The organism is Serratia sp. CY32780, assembly GCF_052169135.1.
Lineage (GTDB): Bacteria > Pseudomonadota > Gammaproteobacteria > Enterobacterales > Enterobacteriaceae > Serratia > Serratia sarumanii.
Map to the genome: position 1 here is coordinate 1453347 of NZ_JBJNLI010000001.1, position 18072 is coordinate 1471418.

The 18072-nt window shown below is 62.0% G+C and carries 16 protein-coding genes; 6 read left to right on the forward strand and 10 right to left on the reverse strand.

The window, feature by feature from the left end:
- Positions 1–24: 24 nt before the first annotated feature.
- From ACJ8HH_RS07140 to ACJ8HH_RS07155, 4 genes are all read right to left on the reverse strand, one after another.
- Positions 25–465, reverse strand: a complete 441-nt coding sequence (locus ACJ8HH_RS07140; protein WP_033648240.1) for a toxin-activating lysine-acyltransferase — start codon at positions 463–465, stop codon at positions 25–27.
- Between the two features lie 18 nt (positions 466–483).
- Positions 484–2010, reverse strand: a complete 1527-nt coding sequence (locus ACJ8HH_RS07145; RefSeq protein WP_139291254.1) for an MchC protein — start codon at positions 2008–2010, stop codon at positions 484–486.
- 82 nt (positions 2011–2092) lie between these two features.
- The gene (locus tag ACJ8HH_RS07150) at positions 2093–2380 is read right to left on the reverse strand and encodes an E492 group microcin (RefSeq protein ID WP_125460888.1); all 288 of its coding nucleotides are present in this window, start codon (positions 2378–2380) and stop codon (positions 2093–2095) included.
- Positions 2377–2652 (reverse strand): hypothetical protein, encoded by a 276-nt coding sequence (locus tag ACJ8HH_RS07155; protein ID WP_060420559.1) that lies wholly within the window; start codon positions 2650–2652, stop codon positions 2377–2379. Before ACJ8HH_RS07155 ends, ACJ8HH_RS07150 begins: the two co-directional genes overlap by 4 nt.
- Before the next feature lie 316 nt (positions 2653–2968).
- Here ACJ8HH_RS07155 and dcp point away from each other — a divergent pair, with 316 nt between their 5' ends.
- A complete protein-coding gene (dcp, locus tag ACJ8HH_RS07160; protein ID WP_033634447.1) occupies positions 2969–5170 on the forward strand; it encodes a peptidyl-dipeptidase Dcp in 2202 nt (733 codons plus the stop codon).
- 72 nt (positions 5171–5242) lie between these two features.
- Here the strand turns inward: dcp and ACJ8HH_RS07165 are convergent, their stop codons facing one another.
- From ACJ8HH_RS07165 to ACJ8HH_RS07185, 5 genes are all read right to left on the reverse strand, one after another.
- The gene (locus tag ACJ8HH_RS07165; RefSeq protein ID WP_004938595.1) at positions 5243–6553 is read right to left on the reverse strand and encodes an MFS transporter; all 1311 of its coding nucleotides are present in this window, start codon (positions 6551–6553) and stop codon (positions 5243–5245) included.
- A 142-nt stretch (positions 6554–6695) separates the two neighbouring features.
- Positions 6696–7325: an N-carbamoylsarcosine amidohydrolase gene (locus ACJ8HH_RS07170; RefSeq protein WP_033648241.1), complete on the reverse strand. Its 630-nt coding sequence runs from the start codon at positions 7323–7325 to the stop codon at positions 6696–6698.
- Between the two features lie 9 nt (positions 7326–7334).
- Positions 7335–8087, reverse strand: a complete 753-nt coding sequence (locus ACJ8HH_RS07175; protein ID WP_015377793.1) for a maleate cis-trans isomerase family protein — start codon at positions 8085–8087, stop codon at positions 7335–7337.
- 15 nt (positions 8088–8102) lie between these two features.
- Positions 8103–8897: an alpha/beta hydrolase gene (locus tag ACJ8HH_RS07180; RefSeq protein ID WP_033648242.1), complete on the reverse strand. Its 795-nt coding sequence runs from the start codon at positions 8895–8897 to the stop codon at positions 8103–8105.
- Complete coding sequence (locus tag ACJ8HH_RS07185; protein ID WP_033648243.1) at positions 8894–10045, reverse strand: FAD-dependent monooxygenase; 1152 nt, start codon at positions 10043–10045, stop codon at positions 8894–8896. The genes ACJ8HH_RS07180 and ACJ8HH_RS07185 overlap by 4 nt, the downstream gene beginning before the upstream one ends.
- A gap of 327 nt (positions 10046–10372) precedes the next feature.
- Between ACJ8HH_RS07185 and ACJ8HH_RS07190 the strand changes: the two genes are divergently transcribed.
- From ACJ8HH_RS07190 to uilS, 5 genes are all read left to right on the forward strand, one after another.
- The gene (locus ACJ8HH_RS07190; RefSeq protein ID WP_033648244.1) at positions 10373–11431 is read left to right on the forward strand and encodes a 2,5-dihydroxypyridine 5,6-dioxygenase; all 1059 of its coding nucleotides are present in this window, start codon (positions 10373–10375) and stop codon (positions 11429–11431) included.
- A 66-nt stretch (positions 11432–11497) separates the two neighbouring features.
- Positions 11498–11971 carry a MarR family winged helix-turn-helix transcriptional regulator gene (locus tag ACJ8HH_RS07195; RefSeq protein ID WP_033634451.1) on the forward strand — a complete coding sequence of 158 codons (474 nt, stop codon included), beginning with the start codon at positions 11498–11500 and terminating at the stop codon, positions 11969–11971.
- A gap of 85 nt (positions 11972–12056) precedes the next feature.
- Positions 12057–12599, forward strand: coding sequence for a (2Fe-2S)-binding protein (locus ACJ8HH_RS07200; protein WP_033648245.1), 543 nt, complete (start codon positions 12057–12059; stop codon positions 12597–12599).
- Entirely contained in the window at positions 12592–16164 is a 3573-nt protein-coding gene (locus ACJ8HH_RS07205) for a molybdopterin cofactor-binding domain-containing protein (RefSeq protein WP_033648246.1), read from the forward strand. The genes ACJ8HH_RS07200 and ACJ8HH_RS07205 overlap by 8 nt, the downstream gene beginning before the upstream one ends.
- Positions 16165–16263: 99 nt before the next feature.
- The gene (gene uilS, locus ACJ8HH_RS07210) at positions 16264–17124 is read left to right on the forward strand and encodes a UilS family quorum-quenching N-acyl-homoserine lactonase (protein WP_197766197.1); all 861 of its coding nucleotides are present in this window, start codon (positions 16264–16266) and stop codon (positions 17122–17124) included.
- On the opposite strand, the gene ACJ8HH_RS07215 is transcribed toward uilS, so the two are convergent.
- Complete coding sequence (locus ACJ8HH_RS07215) at positions 17108–18013, reverse strand: LysR family transcriptional regulator (RefSeq protein WP_039566275.1); 906 nt, start codon at positions 18011–18013, stop codon at positions 17108–17110. The two genes, uilS and ACJ8HH_RS07215, sit on opposite strands and share 17 nt — an antisense overlap.
- Positions 18014–18072 lie beyond the last annotated feature (59 nt).

Here is an 18072-nt window from a genome sequence, read left to right on the forward strand (position 1 = left end):
CTCATCCCTGATGTTTATTTTTCTTTATTTTTTTAACGTCATCAGTTTGCCCGTTCGGCGGGAACGCCATACAACCGTGCGACGTTCTGCGATTGGGTGAACTGTTTTAAGGTGTTCCAAACATAAATGCGCGCTGCCTGGTTTGCAGCAAAAATCTAAAATACACAGCGTGCCGCCCTCATCCCATTCTGAGGTATGGAGAAGAAACTGCGGATCGTTAATAAATCGACCCAGCGTCTCATCTCTCAGGTAGGCCCAGGTTATATATCCTAACGGATTGTCCAAATGGTCGAATAATATTTTGAATTGGTTTTGATTAATCGCTTCCTGAGTCCATAGCTGCAACGTTTTTATATGGTACAAACTGTAATTTTTATTCATCAGCATACAGTTAACGGCGAAGCCCAGGCTCTCGTATTGACTGAACTTACTTTTACCCTGCTGGTTTTCTTTGATAAAACTCACGAAATATCCTCAGCGTTATTATTGTAATACGTTGATCGCCTGGCGCTCGAAACGATCCAGATAGGTTTGCAACTGTTCGCTGATCTCGCTGACTTCACCGCGCCAGCCGGCAATTTCTTGAAAAATCACTTCACGGCGCATGAACGCGCGGGAGCCCAACCTTCGGGTGACGGTCTGCTTCATCGCCTGTTGTAATCCGGCGGCGGTTTGATCCGCTGATGTTTCCTGAAGGTACTTCGCGTATAACCGCTGGAATGCCAGAGAAAATTTCTCCTCCGCTGTCGTACCCTGTTGTTCGGCGGAAACCCTTACGGGCGAGTCGATGAGCCGATGCAACAGGGCAATCGCCGGATGAGCATTCCCCTGGCCCAGACCTTGTCGACGGCTAAAGACGCCGGGAGCCAAATCGAACATTTTTTGCAAGCGTTCGCCTAAGGCGAACCATTCGGCGGTGAGAGGCAGGCGTTGTAAAAATGCAGGGGCAAAACCCGCCATACCGAGATTATCCAGCAGGCAGGCTCGCTTGTAGGCCATACTAAAGGCCGCGCCGATGCCTTGGTGCGCTGCCGCGAGAAATGCCGGGCCAAATTGATGCTTGGCTAAATAAAAAGCGAGATCTTGCATGCCTCTCAGCAACAAAGGGGCGTCTTCGTTGAGTTTGTTGTGCTGAATGTAGCTGCGGCCGGGATCTCGACGTTCTGCGGGAAAAACGCTGCGAACACCATGAAAGTCCAGCAGCCTGCCGGCCATATCGCAATTGGAGGGTGAGGTCATCATCACCAAATGGCGGGTACGGCAGTAAGCTATCTGCGTCGCAAGGCGCCGGGCAAGCTCGCAGAGCCCGTAGAATGCTCGTTCTTCCTGCGGCAATGCCAACCAGCGCACAGCGTCAAACTCAGAGGGACGAGGCAGAAAGGACGGTGCGGCGACAATGAGTTTTTCGGTCCGCTCAATATCCGAAGGCTGCCTTTGCATCGCATCATGAGGATGATAGTAGGGCGCGCGGCAAAAATGTGCAGGGCGCACGACGGGTTCGCGCACCAGCAACGCCTTGCGGTTATGGACATCTCCCGCCGATGCAGGAGAGAGGGTGGCGATGGGGTTGTCGGTCAGCAAGATCGCCTTATTGGGCACGGCGCCATAAGGCAGCAGTTTGGCCATGACGTTTCCCCACAATGCCTCCAATACTGCGCCGGTCATTGTCAACTCGCCATCGACATGCTTTGCCCCTTGACCCACTAACGCATTGGCTCCGATGCCTTTAACCTGCCATAGCCCATCAAAGCCACAGCGTGCGCCACCGCCGTTGCGCGAAATAGCCCCGCCGCCATAACGTTCGGCGAAAAAGACTTTTTCATCGTTTAAGAGCGGCGTGCCGTCATCAAAAATAGCATGACGATTATTTTCTTCGATGAGATAGCTGGCCTCATTTTTCAGTTCGTCCTGCTCGGCAGGGCTTAATTCGTTGTGCCAGAGTAATTGAGAACCTGTCTTTTTTGCGACAAAAGGAATCAAGCTTTCGTGAAGCATGGCGAGGTTTTTCATTTTTTTAATCGTTATTTTTATGGGCGCAGGGCAAGTTAAGTATCGGCCTTATTTTTCAAGGGATAATAAGGCCCACGTTTTTTTAATTTGAAGAATCCGGTGTTGAAAGTGACGACGACGGTGAAGGGCGACCACCGCCACTGCCATTCCATGTTGGGCCCATGGGAACCTGTGGAATAGCAACGTTAACCGGCATGTGCGGTGCGGCCTGAATAGCGATTTCCGTGCCCACGCCCACGGCTAATGATACGGGGGTGGGCAATTTCGCTATTGTGCTCAGGCTGCCGACAATAAGTGAAGTCGGATTATAAGAATCATTGCCGTCAGAACCGTTAATACATGACAACTCAACTTCCGTTAAGGCTCTCATTTAAGCTCCTTCTTGCGAGAGGTAATAGATAACACAAGCGAAAAAATAACTGCCATCGACAAACCATACATTGCCGTGATTTTAAGGGCGGCCGTATCCAAAAGGATCGCTTGGCGCTGCAGGCAGTAGTCTAAAAATACGGCAAGGGGGAATATCAAGAACAGCATGACGATATGGTACGTGCGCAAGCCTTTTTTCTTCGCGTTTTTATAAGTTGCACTGATAATGAGGATGAAAATGACAATAAGAACTATTTCCGTTATAAGCTGCAATTTGATTAGCTCCATTAATCAAAATTTACATCAAGTTACATTGAGTAACCTGATAAGTCAACAGGGTATTTTATGATTCTTCTTTATTTATCAATGGCATTGAATTAATTTCCTATAAACTAATTACATTATGTGACTATATGTTGATGATAAAAAATAAAGATGTCACCGGAGCTTCTGGCAGCGGCCGGCGAGGCGGCTAACTTCTAATCACTTGTTTTTGCTCAAACTGCCAACTGCACCTAAGCTAGGAGGTGACTCAGAGGGAGCGATACCCCGAGACCTTATTCCGTGAACATGGAGGAGTTTCGATTTGATGCGTTTATCCACATTGGTGCTGGCGATCGGCATGGCGCTGGGCTCGCAGGCACAGGCAGCAGAAACCCAACCTCACGCCGACCATAGCGCACTGCCCAGCGGCCAGGCGAAGGAGGCTAACGTGACCGGTGAAGCCAATCAGCACGACAAGCAAAAGACTCAAAATCCGTTCTTCTATCAAAGCCGTCTGCCGTTCCAGGCGCCGCCGTTCAACCTGATCAAGGAGAGCGACTACGCGCCGGCGATCGCAGCGGGCATCAAGCAAAAGCGGGAAGAGGTGGAGAAGATCGCCAACAACCCGGCCAAGCCCAACTTCAAAAATACCTTCGTGGCGCTGGAGCAGGCTGGTTCGTTGCTGACGCGGGTGATGAACGTGTTCGGCGCCATGACCTCGGCCAACACCAGCGACGCGCTGCAAAAGCTGGATGAAGAAACCTCGCCGAAGCTGGCGGCGCTGAACGACGACATCATGCTCAACGGCAAGCTGTTCGCGCGCATCAAGGCCATCTATCAGGATCGCGATGCGCTGAAGCTGGATCCGGAGTCGCGCCGGCTGGTGGAAGTGACCTATAAGAACTTCGAGCTGGCGGGCGCCAACCTGTCGGACGCCGATAAGGCCAAGCTGAAGGCGCTGAACCAGGAAGCGGCGACGCTGAGCACCCAGTTCACCAACAAGCTGCTGGCGGCGAGCAAAAACGGTGCGCTGGCGATAACCGACCAGGCGAAGCTGGACGGCCTGTCGGAAGGCGAGCTGGCTGCGGCGGCCCAGGCGGCCGCCGAACGCAAGCTGGAGAAACAGTGGCTGCTGGTGCTGCAAAACACCACGCAACAGCCGTTGCTGCAGAGCCTGAAAGATCGCGACACCCGCCAGGCGCTGTTCGACGCCTCCTGGACTCGTGCGGAGAAGGGCGACGGCAACGATACCCGCCAGACCATTTCCCGTCTGGCCAAGGTGCGCGCCGAGCAGGCCAAGCTGCTGGGCTACCCGAACTACGCCGCCTGGAAACTGCAAAACCAGATGGCCAAGACGCCGGATGCCGCGCTGAGCTTTATGCGCAACATCGTGCCGGCGGCCACCGCGCGCGCCGAGCGTGAAGCCAAAGACATTCAGGCGGTGATCGACCAGCAGAAAGGCGACTTCAAGGTGCAGGCCTGGGACTGGCAGTTCTATGCCGAACAGGTGCGCAAGGCCAAGTACGATCTGGACGAGTCGCAGATCAAGCCTTACTTCGAGCTGAACAACGTGCTGAACAACGGCGTGTTCTACGCCGCCAACCTGCTGTACGGCATCAGCTTCAAGGAGCGCAAGGACATCCCGGTCTACCAGCCGGACGTCAAGGTGTACGAAGTGTTCGACAAGGACGGCAAGTCGCTGGCGCTGTTCTACACCGACTACTTCAAGCGCGACAACAAGGGCGGCGGCGCCTGGATGAGCAACTTCGTCGATCAGTCGAAGCTCAACGGCACCAAGCCGGTGATTTACAACGTCGCCAACTTCACCAAACCGGCGCCGGGCCAGCCGGCGCTGCTGTCGTATGACGACGTAATCACCATGTTCCACGAGTTCGGCCATGCGCTGCACGGCATGTTCGCCGATCAGGAATACCCGAGCCTGTCGGGCACCAACACCGCGCGCGACTTCGTCGAGTTCCCGTCGCAGTTCAACGAGCACTGGGTCAGCGATCCGAAAGTGTTCAGCCACTTCGCCAAGCACTACCAAACCGGCGAGGCGATGCCGCAGGAACTGGTCGACAAGATCAAGAAAGCCGACAAGTTCAACAAGGGCTACAGCATGACCGAGCTGCTGTCCGCCGCACTGCTGGACATGCACTGGCACATGCTGACGGCCGACCAGCCGCAGCAGGACGTGGACAAGTTCGAGGCCGAGTCGCTGCAAAAAGACAAGGTCGATCTCAGCTACGTGCCGCCGCGCTACCGTTCCAGCTATTTCCAGCACATCTGGGGTAACGGCTACGCCGCGGGCTACTACGCCTATCTGTGGACGGAAATGCTGGCGGACGACGCCTTCCAGTGGTTCACCGAACACGGTGGCCTGACCGCCGAAAACGGCCAGCGCTTCCGCGACATGATCCTGTCGCGCGGCAACAGTCAGGATCTGGAGAAGCTGTACATCGACTGGCGCGGCAAAGAGCCGAGCATCGAGCCGATGCTGATCAACCGCGGGCTGAAGGACGAGTAAGTTCGGCCACTCCCGGTAAGCAAACAAAAGGGCGCGTTATGCGCCCTTGGTCTTTTTCGGCTTGGCCGACATTCAGCGGTTCACCACCTTGGCCGGCAGGGCCACCACCAGCAGCGAGCTGAGCAGCAGGCAGCCGGCGAAGGCCCAGAGCGCGCCGCCGCTCTTGCCGGTCAGATCCAGCGCCAGCCCCATCAGCGAATTGCTCACCAGCCCGGCGATGTTGGCCAGCGAACAGGCCAGCGCGAAGCCGGTCGCCGCCGCCGTGCCGCGCAGGAAGGTGGCCGGCAGGCTGAAGAATACCGGCACCGCGCCGATGATCGCCGCCTGGGCGATGGAGAACAGCAGCACCGTGGCCAGCGCATTGTGGGTGAAGAAGGTGCTGCCGGCCATTGCCAGCGCGCCGACGATAAACGGCACGATGATATGCCAGCGCCGTTCGCGCAGTCGGTCGGAACTGCTGCCGATCAGCAGCATGCCGAGCAGGGCGGCGACGCTGGGGATCGCCGTCAGGTAGCCGATGGTGGTGATGTCGGTGACGCCGGCGGTTTTGATGAAGGTCGGCATCCAAAAACCCATGGCGTAGGCGCTGAGCAGAATGGCGAAGTCGATGCCGCCAAGCATCCACACTTTCAGGTTGAAGAAGCCGTCGCGGAAGCTGTGTTTGCCGTGATCGGCTTCGGCGTCGTCACGCGCCAAATCGTCGGCGATGCGCTGTTTCTCCTCGGGCGTCAGCCACTTGGCCTGCTGATAAGTGTTAGGCAACAGCCAGAAGGTCAGCACCCCCAACAGCACGCTGGGAATGCCCTCCAGCAAAAACAGCCACTGCCAGCCGTGCAGCCCGTGGCGCATGTCGAAATGGCCCATGATCCAGCCGGACAGCGGCCCGCCGATCACGCTGGACAGCGGCAGGCCGATCATGAACAGCGCGATGATGCGGCCGCGGCGATAGGTCGGGAACCACAGCGTCAGGTAAAAGAGCACGCCGGGCAGGAAACCGGCCTCCGCCACGCCGAGCAGAAAGCGAATGACGTAGAACTGGGTCGGCGTGGTGACGAACATGGTGGCGGTAGATAGCAGCCCCCAGGTGATCATGATGCGGGCGATCCACATCTTGGCGCCGACGCGCTGCAGGATCAGGTTGCTCGGCACCTCGAACAGAATATAGCCGACGAAGAACAGCCCGGCGCCCAGGCCGAAGGCCGCTTCGCTCAGCTGCAGCGCGTCGGCCATCTGCAGCTTGGCCAGCCCGACGTTGATGCGATCGAGGTAGGCCGCCAGGTAACACAGGCAAAGAAACGGGATCAGTTTCCAGGTGATTTTGCGGTACAGCAGCAGCGATTCTGCGTCCGCTTTCCCCGCCAGCGGGGTGTCGACAATGGCCATGATGTTGTCTCCAGGTGGTGCGTGTTGGCCTCCGCAGGAGGCGCCTGTTGTGTTTGCGTTGCATGGGCGCCGCCCTGTTTCGGGCGGTCGCGTGAGGCGCTGTCTGCGCCTTCGTTATTGTCGTTGCAGGTGAATCCTTGACTCATAACCGGTTCAGGTAGTCGAGCGCCTCCCGTTTGTGCACCACGTCGCCGTATTTGCTGTCGATATCGAACAGGTTGGCTTCGTGCGGGCCGGGGTGACGATCGCCGACGCACTCGCGCACCACCATGGCGCGAAAGCCGTGCTGCACCGCGTCCACCGCGCTGGCGCGGATGCAGCCGCTGGTGGAGCAGCCGATCATCAGCAGCGTGTCGATCCCTTGCGCCACCAGCAGCGGCGCCAGCGCGGTGCCGAAGAAGGCGCTGGCGTATTGCTTGCTCAGCACTACCTCATCGGCCAGCGGCGCCACCGGCGGGCAGAACGCCGCCAGCGGGTTGCCCGCCACCATGTCCTTCATCACCGGCGCTTTTTTGACCCACAGACCGCCATCGGCAAAATGGCCTGAATGATAACGGATATGGGTGTGGATCACAGGAATTCCCGTGCGGCGCGCGCAGGCCAGCAGCTCGCGGCTCTCCTCGACCGCGCTCACCACGCCCGGCGCGAACAGCGGCGCGCCTTCGGTGGTGTAGGCCTGCATAAAGTCGATCGCCAGCAGCGCCGGGCGCCGGCCGAAGCCGATGCGCTGGCCCCAGACGCCGCGGTAGTTGTCGCTGAGGGTGTCGTTCATTCTGCCTCCTCAATAGGCGCCGGACAGCAGGGCGCCGGCGCCGGGGACGATCGGTTCCAGCTCCAGCGCGGTCAGCATCGCGTAAGTGGTGGCGATGGCGGCGGTGATCACCGGCTTGCCGGTTTGGGCCTCCACCGTCGGAACCGCCGGCAGCGAAGGCATCTGCACGCAGGCGGACAGCACGATAGCATCGACCTCGCGTAAATCCATCTCGGCGACGATCCCCGGCAGCCTGGCCGGATCGTGCCGGCCGACTTCGAGGTTGTCCGGGATCTCCAGCGCGCGCCACACCTTGACCTCAATGCCTTCGTGCTGGATGTAGTCCACCACCAGCTGGGTCAGCGGTTTCATGTAGGGCGCCACCAGCGCGATGCGTTTGGCGCCGATCACCTTCAGGCCGTTGACCAGCGCGCCGGCGCTGCTGATAACCGGCGCGGCGGCCTGATTGTCTTTCGTCACCTGCGCCAGCCGGGCCTGCGATTCGCGGTGGTAGCCCAGCCCCATCGCCATGATGGCCACCAGGCAGGCGTAGCCGAGCACGTCGACCCGCGCGTCGGACAGCTCCAGCGCGCAGCGATCGGACTCGGCGTCCATCGCCGCCAGCTCTTCTTTATTGACGTGTTTCATGCGCATGCGGCTGGAGTGAAAGGTGAAGCGCTCCGGGCGTATCAGCTGGCGCGCGCCCAGCATCGCCGGGATCTCGGTTTCCATCGTGGTGTTGGAGCTGGGCACGATCTGGCCGATGCGGTAGTGGTTGCTCATGTCGGTGTTCCTCAGTTAATCCAGAAAATCGCCCAGGGCGCGGAAGAAGCCGTCGAAGTCGTCCCACGGGATCATGTGCCCGGCGTTCTCGACCTCGACGATGGCGATCTCCGGCTGCAGCGCGCGGATCTCCGCCCGGTCTTCGGGGTGAATGACGCCGCCTTTGCCTGCGGCCATCAGCAGCGTCGGCATGGTCAGCAGCGGGTAGTCGCGGTGGCTGTCCACCTGATGAAAATCGTCGTAGGCGCGTTGGATCGCCGGCTCGTAGCAGGTGTGCAGCCACTCGGCGCGCAGCCGGCGCTGCTCTTCGCTCCAGGTCGGGCAGAAGGCGCGCATTTGCTCGGCGCTCATGCCCGGCAGCGACTGCCGGATCGAGTCGGCGTACCACGGCCATTGGCCGGGATAGGCGCGGCGGCCGGGGCCGGAAACCGGCGGATCGACCAGCACCAGCCGCCGCACGCCGGCAGGCTGCAAAACGGCGGCGCGCAGGGCGAAGCGGGCGCCCATCGAATGGCCGAGCAGGGCGTAACTGTCCAGGCTCAGCGCGGCGGCGAAGGCGTTGACGTCCTGCGCGCAGGTCTCCGCGTCATAAGCCAGTTCCGGGCCGCTGGACGACAAACCGCGGCCGCGCACGTCGAGCACGTAGACGTCGTATTTTTCCCCCAGCCGCTCGGCGACGAAACCCCAGGTGATCGCCGGGCTGGTGATGCCGGGGATCAGGATCAGCGCCGGGCCGTGGCCGCCGTAGCGCAGGTAGTGTTGGCGAATGCCGTTGGCGTGAACGTGGGCGCCGTAGAGGAAAGTGCTCATGCGGCGTTCTCCGATTTCAGCGCTTGCGCGTACAGGTCATAGCCGTAGACCCAGGCCGGATCTTCCTGGGTGCGCAGGAAGGTGTTGGCGTTGGACACCGCCTGCACCCGTGAAGCGCGCTCCTTGCGGTTGGCTTCATACATCTGGAAGGCGGTGCGGTAGTCGCCAAGGCCGGTTTCCTGCAGGCAGCGGGTCAGCATGGCGGCGTCTTCGATCGCCATCGCCGCGCCCTGCGCCATATGCGGCTTCATCGGGTGGCAGGCATCGCCGAGCAGCACCAGGCGGCCTTCGCTCCACAGCGGCAGCGGTTTGCGGTTCAGCAATGGCCATTTGGTGACCTGCTCGCTGGATTCGATCAGCGCCTGCACGATCGGGTGGTAGCCGGCGAAGGTCTCGAACATCTCTTCGCGGCTGCTGTCGATGAAGCTGCCCTGGAAATCCCAGGCCGGGTGTGGCACGCCGCTGACGTAGTAATACTCGTCGCGCCGTTGGGTGGTGTAGTAGACCATCAGATGGCGGTCCGCCGACCACCACTTCACGCAGTCTTCGAACGTCAGGTTGTATTTCGCCAGCTTCTCGCCGCGGATCAGCGCGCGGTGGGCCACCCAGCCGCTGTAGGTCGGCGCTTCGGCGCCCAGCAGATGTTCGCGGATGCGCGAATTGATGCCGTCGGCGCCGATCACGATGTCGGCATGGGCCGAGGTGCCGTCGACGAAGTTCAGCACCACCTCGTCACCGCGATCTTCAATCTTGCTCAGGCATTTGCCGAAGTGCAGGGTGCCGGGCTGCAGCGCGGAAAGTTGCAACGCCTGCAAATCGCCGCGGTGCACCGTCACATAGGCGGCGCCGTACTCCCGGCGGGCAAAGCCGCCCAGTTCGATGCGCGACAGGTAGTCGCCGCTTTCGGCGTCGCGGCTGAACCAGAAATCGGGATGAGACGCCATCTGCTCCAGCCGCTGCTCAATACCGAGCCGGCGGAAAATCTTCAGTACGTTCGGCCCCATGTGAATGCCGGCGCCGAGGCGCGAGAACGCCGGGCTCTGTTCATACAGATCGACGGTAAAGCCGGCTTTTTGCAGCAGCCCGGCGGCGGCGGCGCCCCCCAGCCCGGCGCCGACGACGGCGATGCGTGGTTGTTTGCTCATCATGTTTCCCCTGTCTGTTGGCTTTTTTCAGCGTAGGTCCAACGCATGGCTGGACGATCGATTTATAGTGTATGCGCTAGATAACGCAAAGTTGCAAAAGTGTTAAATCAGATCTTGCTCACGCTAATTGACAGCGCTTTACTGTTAAACTCATGTTAATCACAGGATTGACAAGGGATGAAATAGGACTTTCTTATGGTGGATATTCGCAGCTTGCTTTCCTTTGATTTTTTGACTTAGATAAAAATGAGTGTGTTCGCTTTAAATTGTTTGAAAAATCACCGCCGCCTTGCGGGCGTCGGACACCCTTGACGAGACAGGAGACAGGCCATGGCGGTCAATGAAACCCAGTTGGTACAGCTGTTCGAGCAGGTGCTTACGCTGTCGAAGGTCGATGCTTCGCAGAGCGTGGCGATTTTGAAAAGCCATTATTCCGATGCGCGCACGGTGCGCGCCGCGACCGACGCGGCGCTGCGGCTGGGCGCCAGGGTGTATGCCGTCGAGCTGCCGGCGTTCAACCATCCGCGGGCGATGGGCAACGACATGACCGCCTATTGCGGCGATACCGCGCTGACCGGCAACCTGGCGGCGCAGCGTGCGCTGGAAGCCGCCGACCTGATCGTCGATACCATGATGCTGCTGCATTCGCCGGAGCAGGAGCAGATCCTGAAAACCGGCACCCGCATCCTGCTGGCGGTGGAGCCGCCGGAGGTGCTGGCGCGCATGTTGCCTAACGCGGAGGACAAGGCGCGGGTGCTGGCCGCCGCCGCCGTGCTGGAGCAGGCGAAGCTGATGCAGGTGACCTCCGCCGCCGGCAGCGATTTCCGCGCGCCGCTCGGGCAATACCCGACGGTGACCGAGTACGGCTATGCCGATGAACCGGGGCGCTGGGATCACTGGCCGAGCGGTTTCCTGTTCACCTGGCCGAATGAGGAGCAGGCGGAAGGGGTGCTGGTGCTGGAGGTCGGCGATATCTTGCTGCCGTTTAAAAGCTACGCGCGCGAACGCATCACGCTGGAGATCGAACAAGGGTTCGTTACCCGCATTCACGGCGGCTTCGAGGCGGAATACCTGCGCGAATACATGAAATACTTCGACGATCCGGAGGTGTACGGCATCTCGCATATCGGCTGGGGCCTGCAGCCGCGCGCCCAGTGGACGGCGATGGGCCTGCACGACAAGAACGACGGCATGTGCATGGACGCGCGCGCGTTCTACGGCAACTTCCTGTTCTCCACCGGGCCGAACACCGAAGTGGGCGGCACGCGCAAAACGCCTTGCCATATGGACATCGCGCTGCGCCGCTGCGACATCCGCCTCGACGGGCAAACGGTGGTGGCGGATGGGGAAGTGGTGGCGCCGGAGGCCTCGCGCGCGCGTCGGGCTTAATCGTTGCTGCCAACGGCGGGGGTTTGTACTATTCTCGTGAATTCCATAGATGGTGAGAGTAACGCAATGACGCCCCCCGAATACCCGTCAGCCGTGAGCGGCCAACCCGAAAATTATCATTTTACCGAGCAAGTCGGGCACCTGCTGCGCAAGGTTTATCAGCGCCACCTGGCGATTTTTCAGCAAAACGTCGGCGATTCGCAGCTGACGGCGGTGCAGTTCATCACCCTGTGCGCGGTGCGCGATATGGGGCCGAGCTCGCTGACCGAGCTGGTGCAGGTGACGGCGGTGGATCAGGCCACCATACGCGGCATCGTCGAGCGGCTAAAGGCGCGCGATCTGATCACGGTGACGCCGGATCCGGTGGATCGGCGCAAGGTGGTGGTCGGCCTGACCGACGCCGGCGCCGTGCTGCTGACGGAAACGGTGCCGCAGGCGGCGAAAATCACAGAGCTGACGTTCGGCACGCTCAACCCGGCCGAACGGATAGCGCTGATATTCCTGCTGAATAAAATGCTGGAAGATCCGCCCACCGGCTGATTCGCCCGCGCAACGTCGGTTGCCTGGTGGTCGGTGGCGAGAGGCCAGCCCATAAGACCATCAAGTGCAGGCGGAGACGCGAACAATGGCGATATCTGAAGTGCAGTCGCCCAGGGAAGGCGCGAAAACCACGCTGACGGAGCATCCGCTGATGCTGTCGGTGAACGGCGAACAGCTTCATGCGCAGGTGATGGCGGATACGCCGCTCTTGCTGGTACTGCGCAACGATCTGGCGCTCAACGGCCCGAAATACGGCTGCGGCCTGGGCGAATGCGGCGCCTGTACCGTGTTGATCGACGGCGTGGCGGCGCGCTCCTGCGTGATCCCGGCGCTCGGCGTGTCCGGCCGGGCGATCGTGACCCTGGAAGGCCTTGGCGATCGCCAGCGCCCGCACCCGGTGCAGCGCGCCTTTATCGAAGAGCAGGCGGCGCAATGCGGCTACTGCCTCAACGGCATGATCATGACCACCAAAGCCCTGTTGGATCGCAATCCCGCCCCGAGCGAGGCGGAGATCCGTCAGGCGCTGTCCGGCAACCTGTGCCGCTGCGGCACCCATCTCGAAATCCTGCGTGCGGTTCAGCGCGCCATCATTCTCTGCCGCGATGAGGGCGCCCACGCTTATGACTGATTCCCGTCCCTCATCGCCGAGCCAGGCCGAATTGCTGCAGCGCGACGGCGTGCTGCTGATCGTCGACAGCGTGCAACCGCCTTCGGGGCCGGTGCCCAAAGGGCAAGCGCCGGTGCTGAAGCCCAGGGAGCAGGGGCTGTTTATCGCCCTGTGCGACAGCGGCGAAATCTATGCCTTTAACGGCCATGTCGATCTCGGCACCGGCGTGCGCACCGCGCTCGGCCAGATCGTCGCCGAAGAGCTGTACCTGCGCATGGATCAGGTGCAAATGGTGTTGGGCGATACCGAGCGCGCGCCGAATCAGGGCGCCACCATCGCCAGCGCCACGCTGCAGATCTCCGCCGTGCCGCTGCGCAACGCCGCCGCCGAAGCGCGCCGTTGGCTGTTGCGCCAGGCGGCGCAGCGCTTCGATGCGCCGGTGGAACAGCTGACGCTGGAGGAGGGCGTGATCCGCAGCCCGCAGGGGCAGGCGCTGAGCTACGCCGAGCTGGTGGCCGGCGGTCATGTCGAGCTGTCGATTTCCGGCGACGCGCCGCTCAAACCGCAGGCGGAGTATCGCCTGGTGGGCACCAGCGCCGCGCGCGTCGATATTCCGGCCAAGGCGACCGGCGAAACCACCTACGTACACGATATGCGCCTGCCGAACATGCTGCACGGCCGGGTGGTGCGGCCGCCCTATGCCGGGTACGACAGCGGCGAATTCGTCGGCACCAGCCTGCTGGCGGTGGACGAAACCTCGATCGCGCATATTCCCGGCATCGTCAAACTGGTGGTGATCGGCGATTTCATCGGCATTGTCGCCGAGCGCGAAGAGCAGGCGATCAAGGCGGCGCAGGCGCTGCAGGTCAGCTGGAAAGACTGGCGGCGCAATTTGCCGCAGATGACCGACGTGGCGCAGGCGCTGCGCGACAACCCGCACTCGACCCGGGTGGTGCACGATACCGGCGATGTGGACGCGGCGCTGGCGGCGGCCGACAGGCGTTTCACCCGCAGCTACCTGTGGCCGTATCAGCTGCATGCCTCGATTGGCCCTTCCTGCGCGCTGGCGGACTACCGGCCGGAGCGCCTGCAGGTCTGGTCGGGCAGCCAGAACCCGCACCTGCTGCGCGCCGATCTGGCCTGGCTGCTGGAATACCCGGAAGCGCAGATCGAGATCGTTCGCATGGAGGCGGCCGGTTGCTATGGCCGCAATTGCGCCGATGACGTCTGCGCCGACGCGGCGCTGCTGTCGCGTGCGGTGGGCAGGCCGGTGCGGGTGCAGCTGACCCGCGAGCAAGAGCATGTGTGGGAACCAAAGGGTACCGCGCAGCTGATGGAGGTGGACGGCGGGCTGGACGCCGCCGGGCATCCGGTCGCCTACGATTTTCGCACCTATTATCCTTCCAACGGCGCGCCGACGCTGGCGCTGCTGCTGACCGGCCGGGTCGAGCCGCTGCCGGTGGCCTATGAAATGGGCGACCGCACCTCGGTACCGCCTTACGAATATCCGGCGCTGCGCGTCAGCATCGAGGACATGGCGCCGATCGTGCGCGCCTCCTGGATGCGCGGCGTTTCCGCCTTGCCGAACACCTTCGCCCACGAATCTTATATCGATGAGCTGGCCCACGCCGCCGGCGTCGATCCGCTGGAATATCGGCTGCGCTATATCGATGACGAACGCGCCAGTGAGCTGATGCGCAGCACGGCAGAACGCGCCGGCTGGACGCCGCATACCGAACCGATGCAGACCCCGGCGGAAGACGGCGTGCTGCGCGGGCGCGGCTTTGCCTACGCCCGTTACATCCACAGCAAGTTTCCCGGCTTTGGCGCGGCCTGGGCCGCCTGGGTGGCCGACGTGGCGATCGACAAAGCCAGCGGCGAAGTGGCGGTGACGCGCATCGTGGTCGGCCACGACGCGGGCATGATGGTCAACCCGGACGGCGTGCGCCACCAAATTCACGGCAACGTATTGCAATCGACCAGCCGGGTATTGAAAGAGCGCGTGACCTTTGAGGAATCGACGGTCTCCGCCAAAGAATGGGGAGCTTACCCGATCCTGACCTTCCCGGAGGTGCCGGAAGTGGACGTGGTGATGATGCCGCGCCCTTACGATCCGCCGCTGGGCGCCGGGGAATCGGCGTCGGTGCCCAGCGCGGCGGCCATCGCCAACGCGGTATTCGACGCTACCGGCATTCGTTTTCGCGAGCTGCCGATCACCTCGGACAAACTGCGCGAGGCGCTGAACGGGCCGGACACCGAGCGGCAGGCCGCCCCGCCCAAGAAAAAGAAGCGCGGCAAATGGTGGTTCGGCGGCGCGGCGGGGCTGTTCGGCGCGGTGCTGGGCATCGCCGGCAGCGCCTTGCCGTGGCGGGCGGAGATCGCGCCGGTGGCGACGCCCGGCGCCGGCACCTGGTCGGCGGCCACGCTGGAGCGCGGCCGCCAGTTGGCCGCTGCCGGAGACTGCGCGGTTTGCCATACCGCGTCGGAAGGGGCGACCAACGCCGGCGGGCTGGCGATGGCGACGCCGTTCGGCACGCTCTACAGCACCAACATTACCCCGGACGTGGCAACCGGCATCGGCAACTGGTCGTTTACCGCGTTCGATCGGGCGATGCGCCAGGGCATCGCCCGCGACGGCCGCCATCTGTATCCGGCATTTCCTTACACCGCCTTCAGCAAAATGACCGACGGCGACATGCAGGCGCTGTACGCTTATCTGATGTCGCAACCGGCGGTGCGCCAGAGCAATCCGGCCAATCAGATGCGCTTCCCGTTTAACCTGCGGCCGCTGATGGCCGGCTGGAACGCGCTGTTCCTGCGTCAGGGGGAATTTCAACCCGATCCGCAACAAAGCGCGCAGTGGAACCGCGGCGCCTATCTGGTCAACGGGCTCGGCCACTGCGCCGCCTGCCATTCGCCGCGCAATCTGCTGGGGGCGGAAAAGGGCGGCGCGGCTTTCCTGGCGGGGGGAATGGTGGACGGGTGGGAAGCGCCGGCGCTGAATCAATTGGCCAATGCGGACAAGCCCTGGACCGAGGAACAGCTGTTTCAGTACTTCCGCAGCGGGCATTCCGCTGAGCACGGCGTGGCGGCCGGGCCGATGGGGCCGGTGGTCAGCGAACTGGCGACGTTGCCGCAGAGCGATCTGCGGGCGATGGCCAACTATGTGATGTCGCTGAGCACCAAGGCGACGCTGAATGTGGAACCGCAGGCGCAGTTGGCGGCCCGCGCCTTGCCGGCGGCGGGGCAACTGGCCGGCGAGCGGTTATTTCAGGGCGCTTGCCAGGCCTGCCACAGCGCCGCCGCCGGCGGGCCGCAGCTGTTCGGCGTCAGTCCCGATCTGGCCAATAACACCAATATCTTCAGCGATCGCCCCGATAACCTGATCAAGGTGATCCTGCAAGGGATCCCCAAACCGGCTACCGCCGAATTGGGCTTTATGCCGGGCTTTAAGGACAGCTTTTCCGATCGGCAGGTGACGGCGCTGGTGAATTATCTGCGCCAACGCTATGCCGGCGACAAACCGGCCTGGCGCGACGTGGAGGAGCAGGTGGCGCGGCTGCGCGCGGAGCCGGGAAATCATTAACATTGTAAATTGTTACATTGGGTTATTGACTGGCGGCGCTCATTTGGTGATTAATGTTAGCCTGATTTTTACCTTACCTATAAAAAACAGGAAGTTAACATGGCATTAACCACGCATAAAATGGAAAGCGGCCTGGCCGTAACAGTTCGTTTACCTGAGAATCAGGCCAAGGTTCCGGCGATTATTCTGTGTCACGGCTTCTGCGGCATTCAGGAGCTGTTGCTGCCGGCCTTTGCCGAGGCCTTCGTCAACGCCGGTTTTGCGGCGGTGACGTTTGACTATCGCGGCTTCGGCGCTAGCGAGGGTGAACGCGGGCGGCTGGTGCCGGCGCTGCAGATTGAGGACATTCTGGCGGTGAGCCGTTGGGTGCAAACGCAGCCGCAGATCGACAGTGAGCGCATCGGCCTGTGGGGCACATCGTTTGGCGGTTGCCACGTGTTCGGCGCTGCCGCGGCCGAACCGGCCATCAAGTGCATCGTTAGCCAGCTGGCCTTCGCCGACGGGGAAACCATCGTGACGGGGAAAATGGCCGCCGATGAAAAACAGGCGTTCATCGCCACGCTGGACAAAATGGCGGAGAAGAAACAGGCCACCGGCAAAGAGATGTTTGTCGCCGTCACCCGGGTGTTGAGCGATGACGAGTCGAAAGCGTTCTTCGAGGAGAACAAGGCGAGCTACCCGGCGATGGACATCAAGATCCCGTTCCTGACCGTGCGCGAAACGCTGCGCTATCAGCCGCGCGACAATGCGGCGCGCGTCACATGCCCGGTGCTGGTGGTGGTGGCGGGCAACGATACCGTCAACCCGCCGGAGCAGGGCATCGCGTTGTATGAGGCGGTAGGCAGCGCGAAAAAGGCGCTGCACGTCGAGCAGAATGCGAAGCACTACGACATGTACGCCGGCCCGCATTTCGCCGGCATCATCGGCCGTCAGATCGCCTGGTTCAACGAGCACCTGTAATACCGTCCTCCTCCTGGCGCAGAAATGCCACCAGCCGCTGCGCCGGCAATGGCAGCTGCGCCCGTTCGCGCACCACGATCGACAGACGCCGGATCGCCCAGTCGTCCGTCAGCGGCAGGGCGTTGCGCAGGATCTCGGGCAGCCGCCGAGCGCTCTCTTCCGGCACCACCGCCAGACCGGCGCCGCGCAGCACCATGCGGCAGATGGCGTCGAAATTGGCGGCGCGCGCCCGCAGCCGCATCGGGCCGCCGCTGCGTATCGCCAGCTGCTCCAAATGCTGTTGCAGCGCGCTCTGTTCCGGCAGGCCGATAAAGTCGAAAGGCAGGGCGTCCGCAAAGCTGAGCTGGCGGCGGCCGCTGAGCGCATGCCCCGGCGGCAGCGCCAGCACCAGACGATCCTGCCGGAAGGGGTAGCTTGCCAGCCCGCGCAGATCGGCATGATCCGCCACGATGCCGATATCCGCCGCCCGTTCGGCGATCGCCTGCGCGATGGCCGGGCTGGGCAGCTCCTCCAGCGCGATGTCGGTGTACGGGTGCAGCACCAGAAAATCCGCCAGCAGTTCCGGCAGAAAAGCGTCGGCGGCGACGGTATTGGCGACGATGCGCAGCTGGCTGCGCTGGCCCGGCGCGAACTCGGCCATGTCGCCGCGCAGCCGGTCGCGCTGCTGCAGCAGCACGCGCGCGTGTTGCAACAGGCGTTCACCGGCGGGCGTCGCCTGGACGCCGCGCGGATTGCGCGTCAGCAGCGCCACGCCGGCCTGTTGCTCCAGCCCGCGCATGCGTGCGCTGGCGGCGGCCAGCGACAGCCCGACGCGCTCGGCGCCGGCGGTGATGCTGCCGGTCTCGAGCACCGCCGCCAACAGCCGCAGATCGATAAAGTCAAAATGCATGCGTTCTTCCTCTGTCTTTGCCGCAGGCAGGCTCTGCCATTGCCGCATTGTGCCGTGGC

Excerpts from the sequence above, each read along its gene's own strand:
- ACJ8HH_RS07145 (WP_139291254.1), bottom strand. The coding sequence starts at position 2,010 with ATGAAAAACCTCGCCATGCTTCACGAAAGCTTGATTCCTTTTGTCGCA.
- ACJ8HH_RS07150 (WP_125460888.1), bottom strand. The coding sequence starts at position 2,380 with ATGAGAGCCTTAACGGAAGTTGAGTTGTCATGTATTAACGGTTCTGAC.
- dcp (WP_033634447.1), top strand. The coding sequence starts at position 2,969 with ATGCGTTTATCCACATTGGTGCTGGCGATCGGCATGGCGCTGGGCTCG.
- ACJ8HH_RS07165 (WP_004938595.1), bottom strand. The coding sequence starts at position 6,553 with ATGGCCATTGTCGACACCCCGCTGGCGGGGAAAGCGGACGCAGAATCG.
- ACJ8HH_RS07170 (WP_033648241.1), bottom strand. The coding sequence starts at position 7,325 with ATGAACGACACCCTCAGCGACAACTACCGCGGCGTCTGGGGCCAGCGC.
- ACJ8HH_RS07175 (WP_015377793.1), bottom strand. The coding sequence starts at position 8,087 with ATGAGCAACCACTACCGCATCGGCCAGATCGTGCCCAGCTCCAACACC.
- ACJ8HH_RS07180 (WP_033648242.1), bottom strand. The coding sequence starts at position 8,897 with ATGAGCACTTTCCTCTACGGCGCCCACGTTCACGCCAACGGCATTCGC.
- ACJ8HH_RS07185 (WP_033648243.1), bottom strand. The coding sequence starts at position 10,045 with ATGATGAGCAAACAACCACGCATCGCCGTCGTCGGCGCCGGGCTGGGG.
- ACJ8HH_RS07190 (WP_033648244.1), top strand. The coding sequence starts at position 10,373 with ATGGCGGTCAATGAAACCCAGTTGGTACAGCTGTTCGAGCAGGTGCTT.
- ACJ8HH_RS07195 (WP_033634451.1), top strand. The coding sequence starts at position 11,498 with ATGACGCCCCCCGAATACCCGTCAGCCGTGAGCGGCCAACCCGAAAAT.
- ACJ8HH_RS07200 (WP_033648245.1), top strand. The coding sequence starts at position 12,057 with ATGGCGATATCTGAAGTGCAGTCGCCCAGGGAAGGCGCGAAAACCACG.
- ACJ8HH_RS07205 (WP_033648246.1), top strand. The coding sequence starts at position 12,592 with ATGACTGATTCCCGTCCCTCATCGCCGAGCCAGGCCGAATTGCTGCAG.
- uilS (WP_197766197.1), top strand. The coding sequence starts at position 16,264 with ATGGCATTAACCACGCATAAAATGGAAAGCGGCCTGGCCGTAACAGTT.
- ACJ8HH_RS07215 (WP_039566275.1), bottom strand. The coding sequence starts at position 18,013 with ATGCATTTTGACTTTATCGATCTGCGGCTGTTGGCGGCGGTGCTCGAG.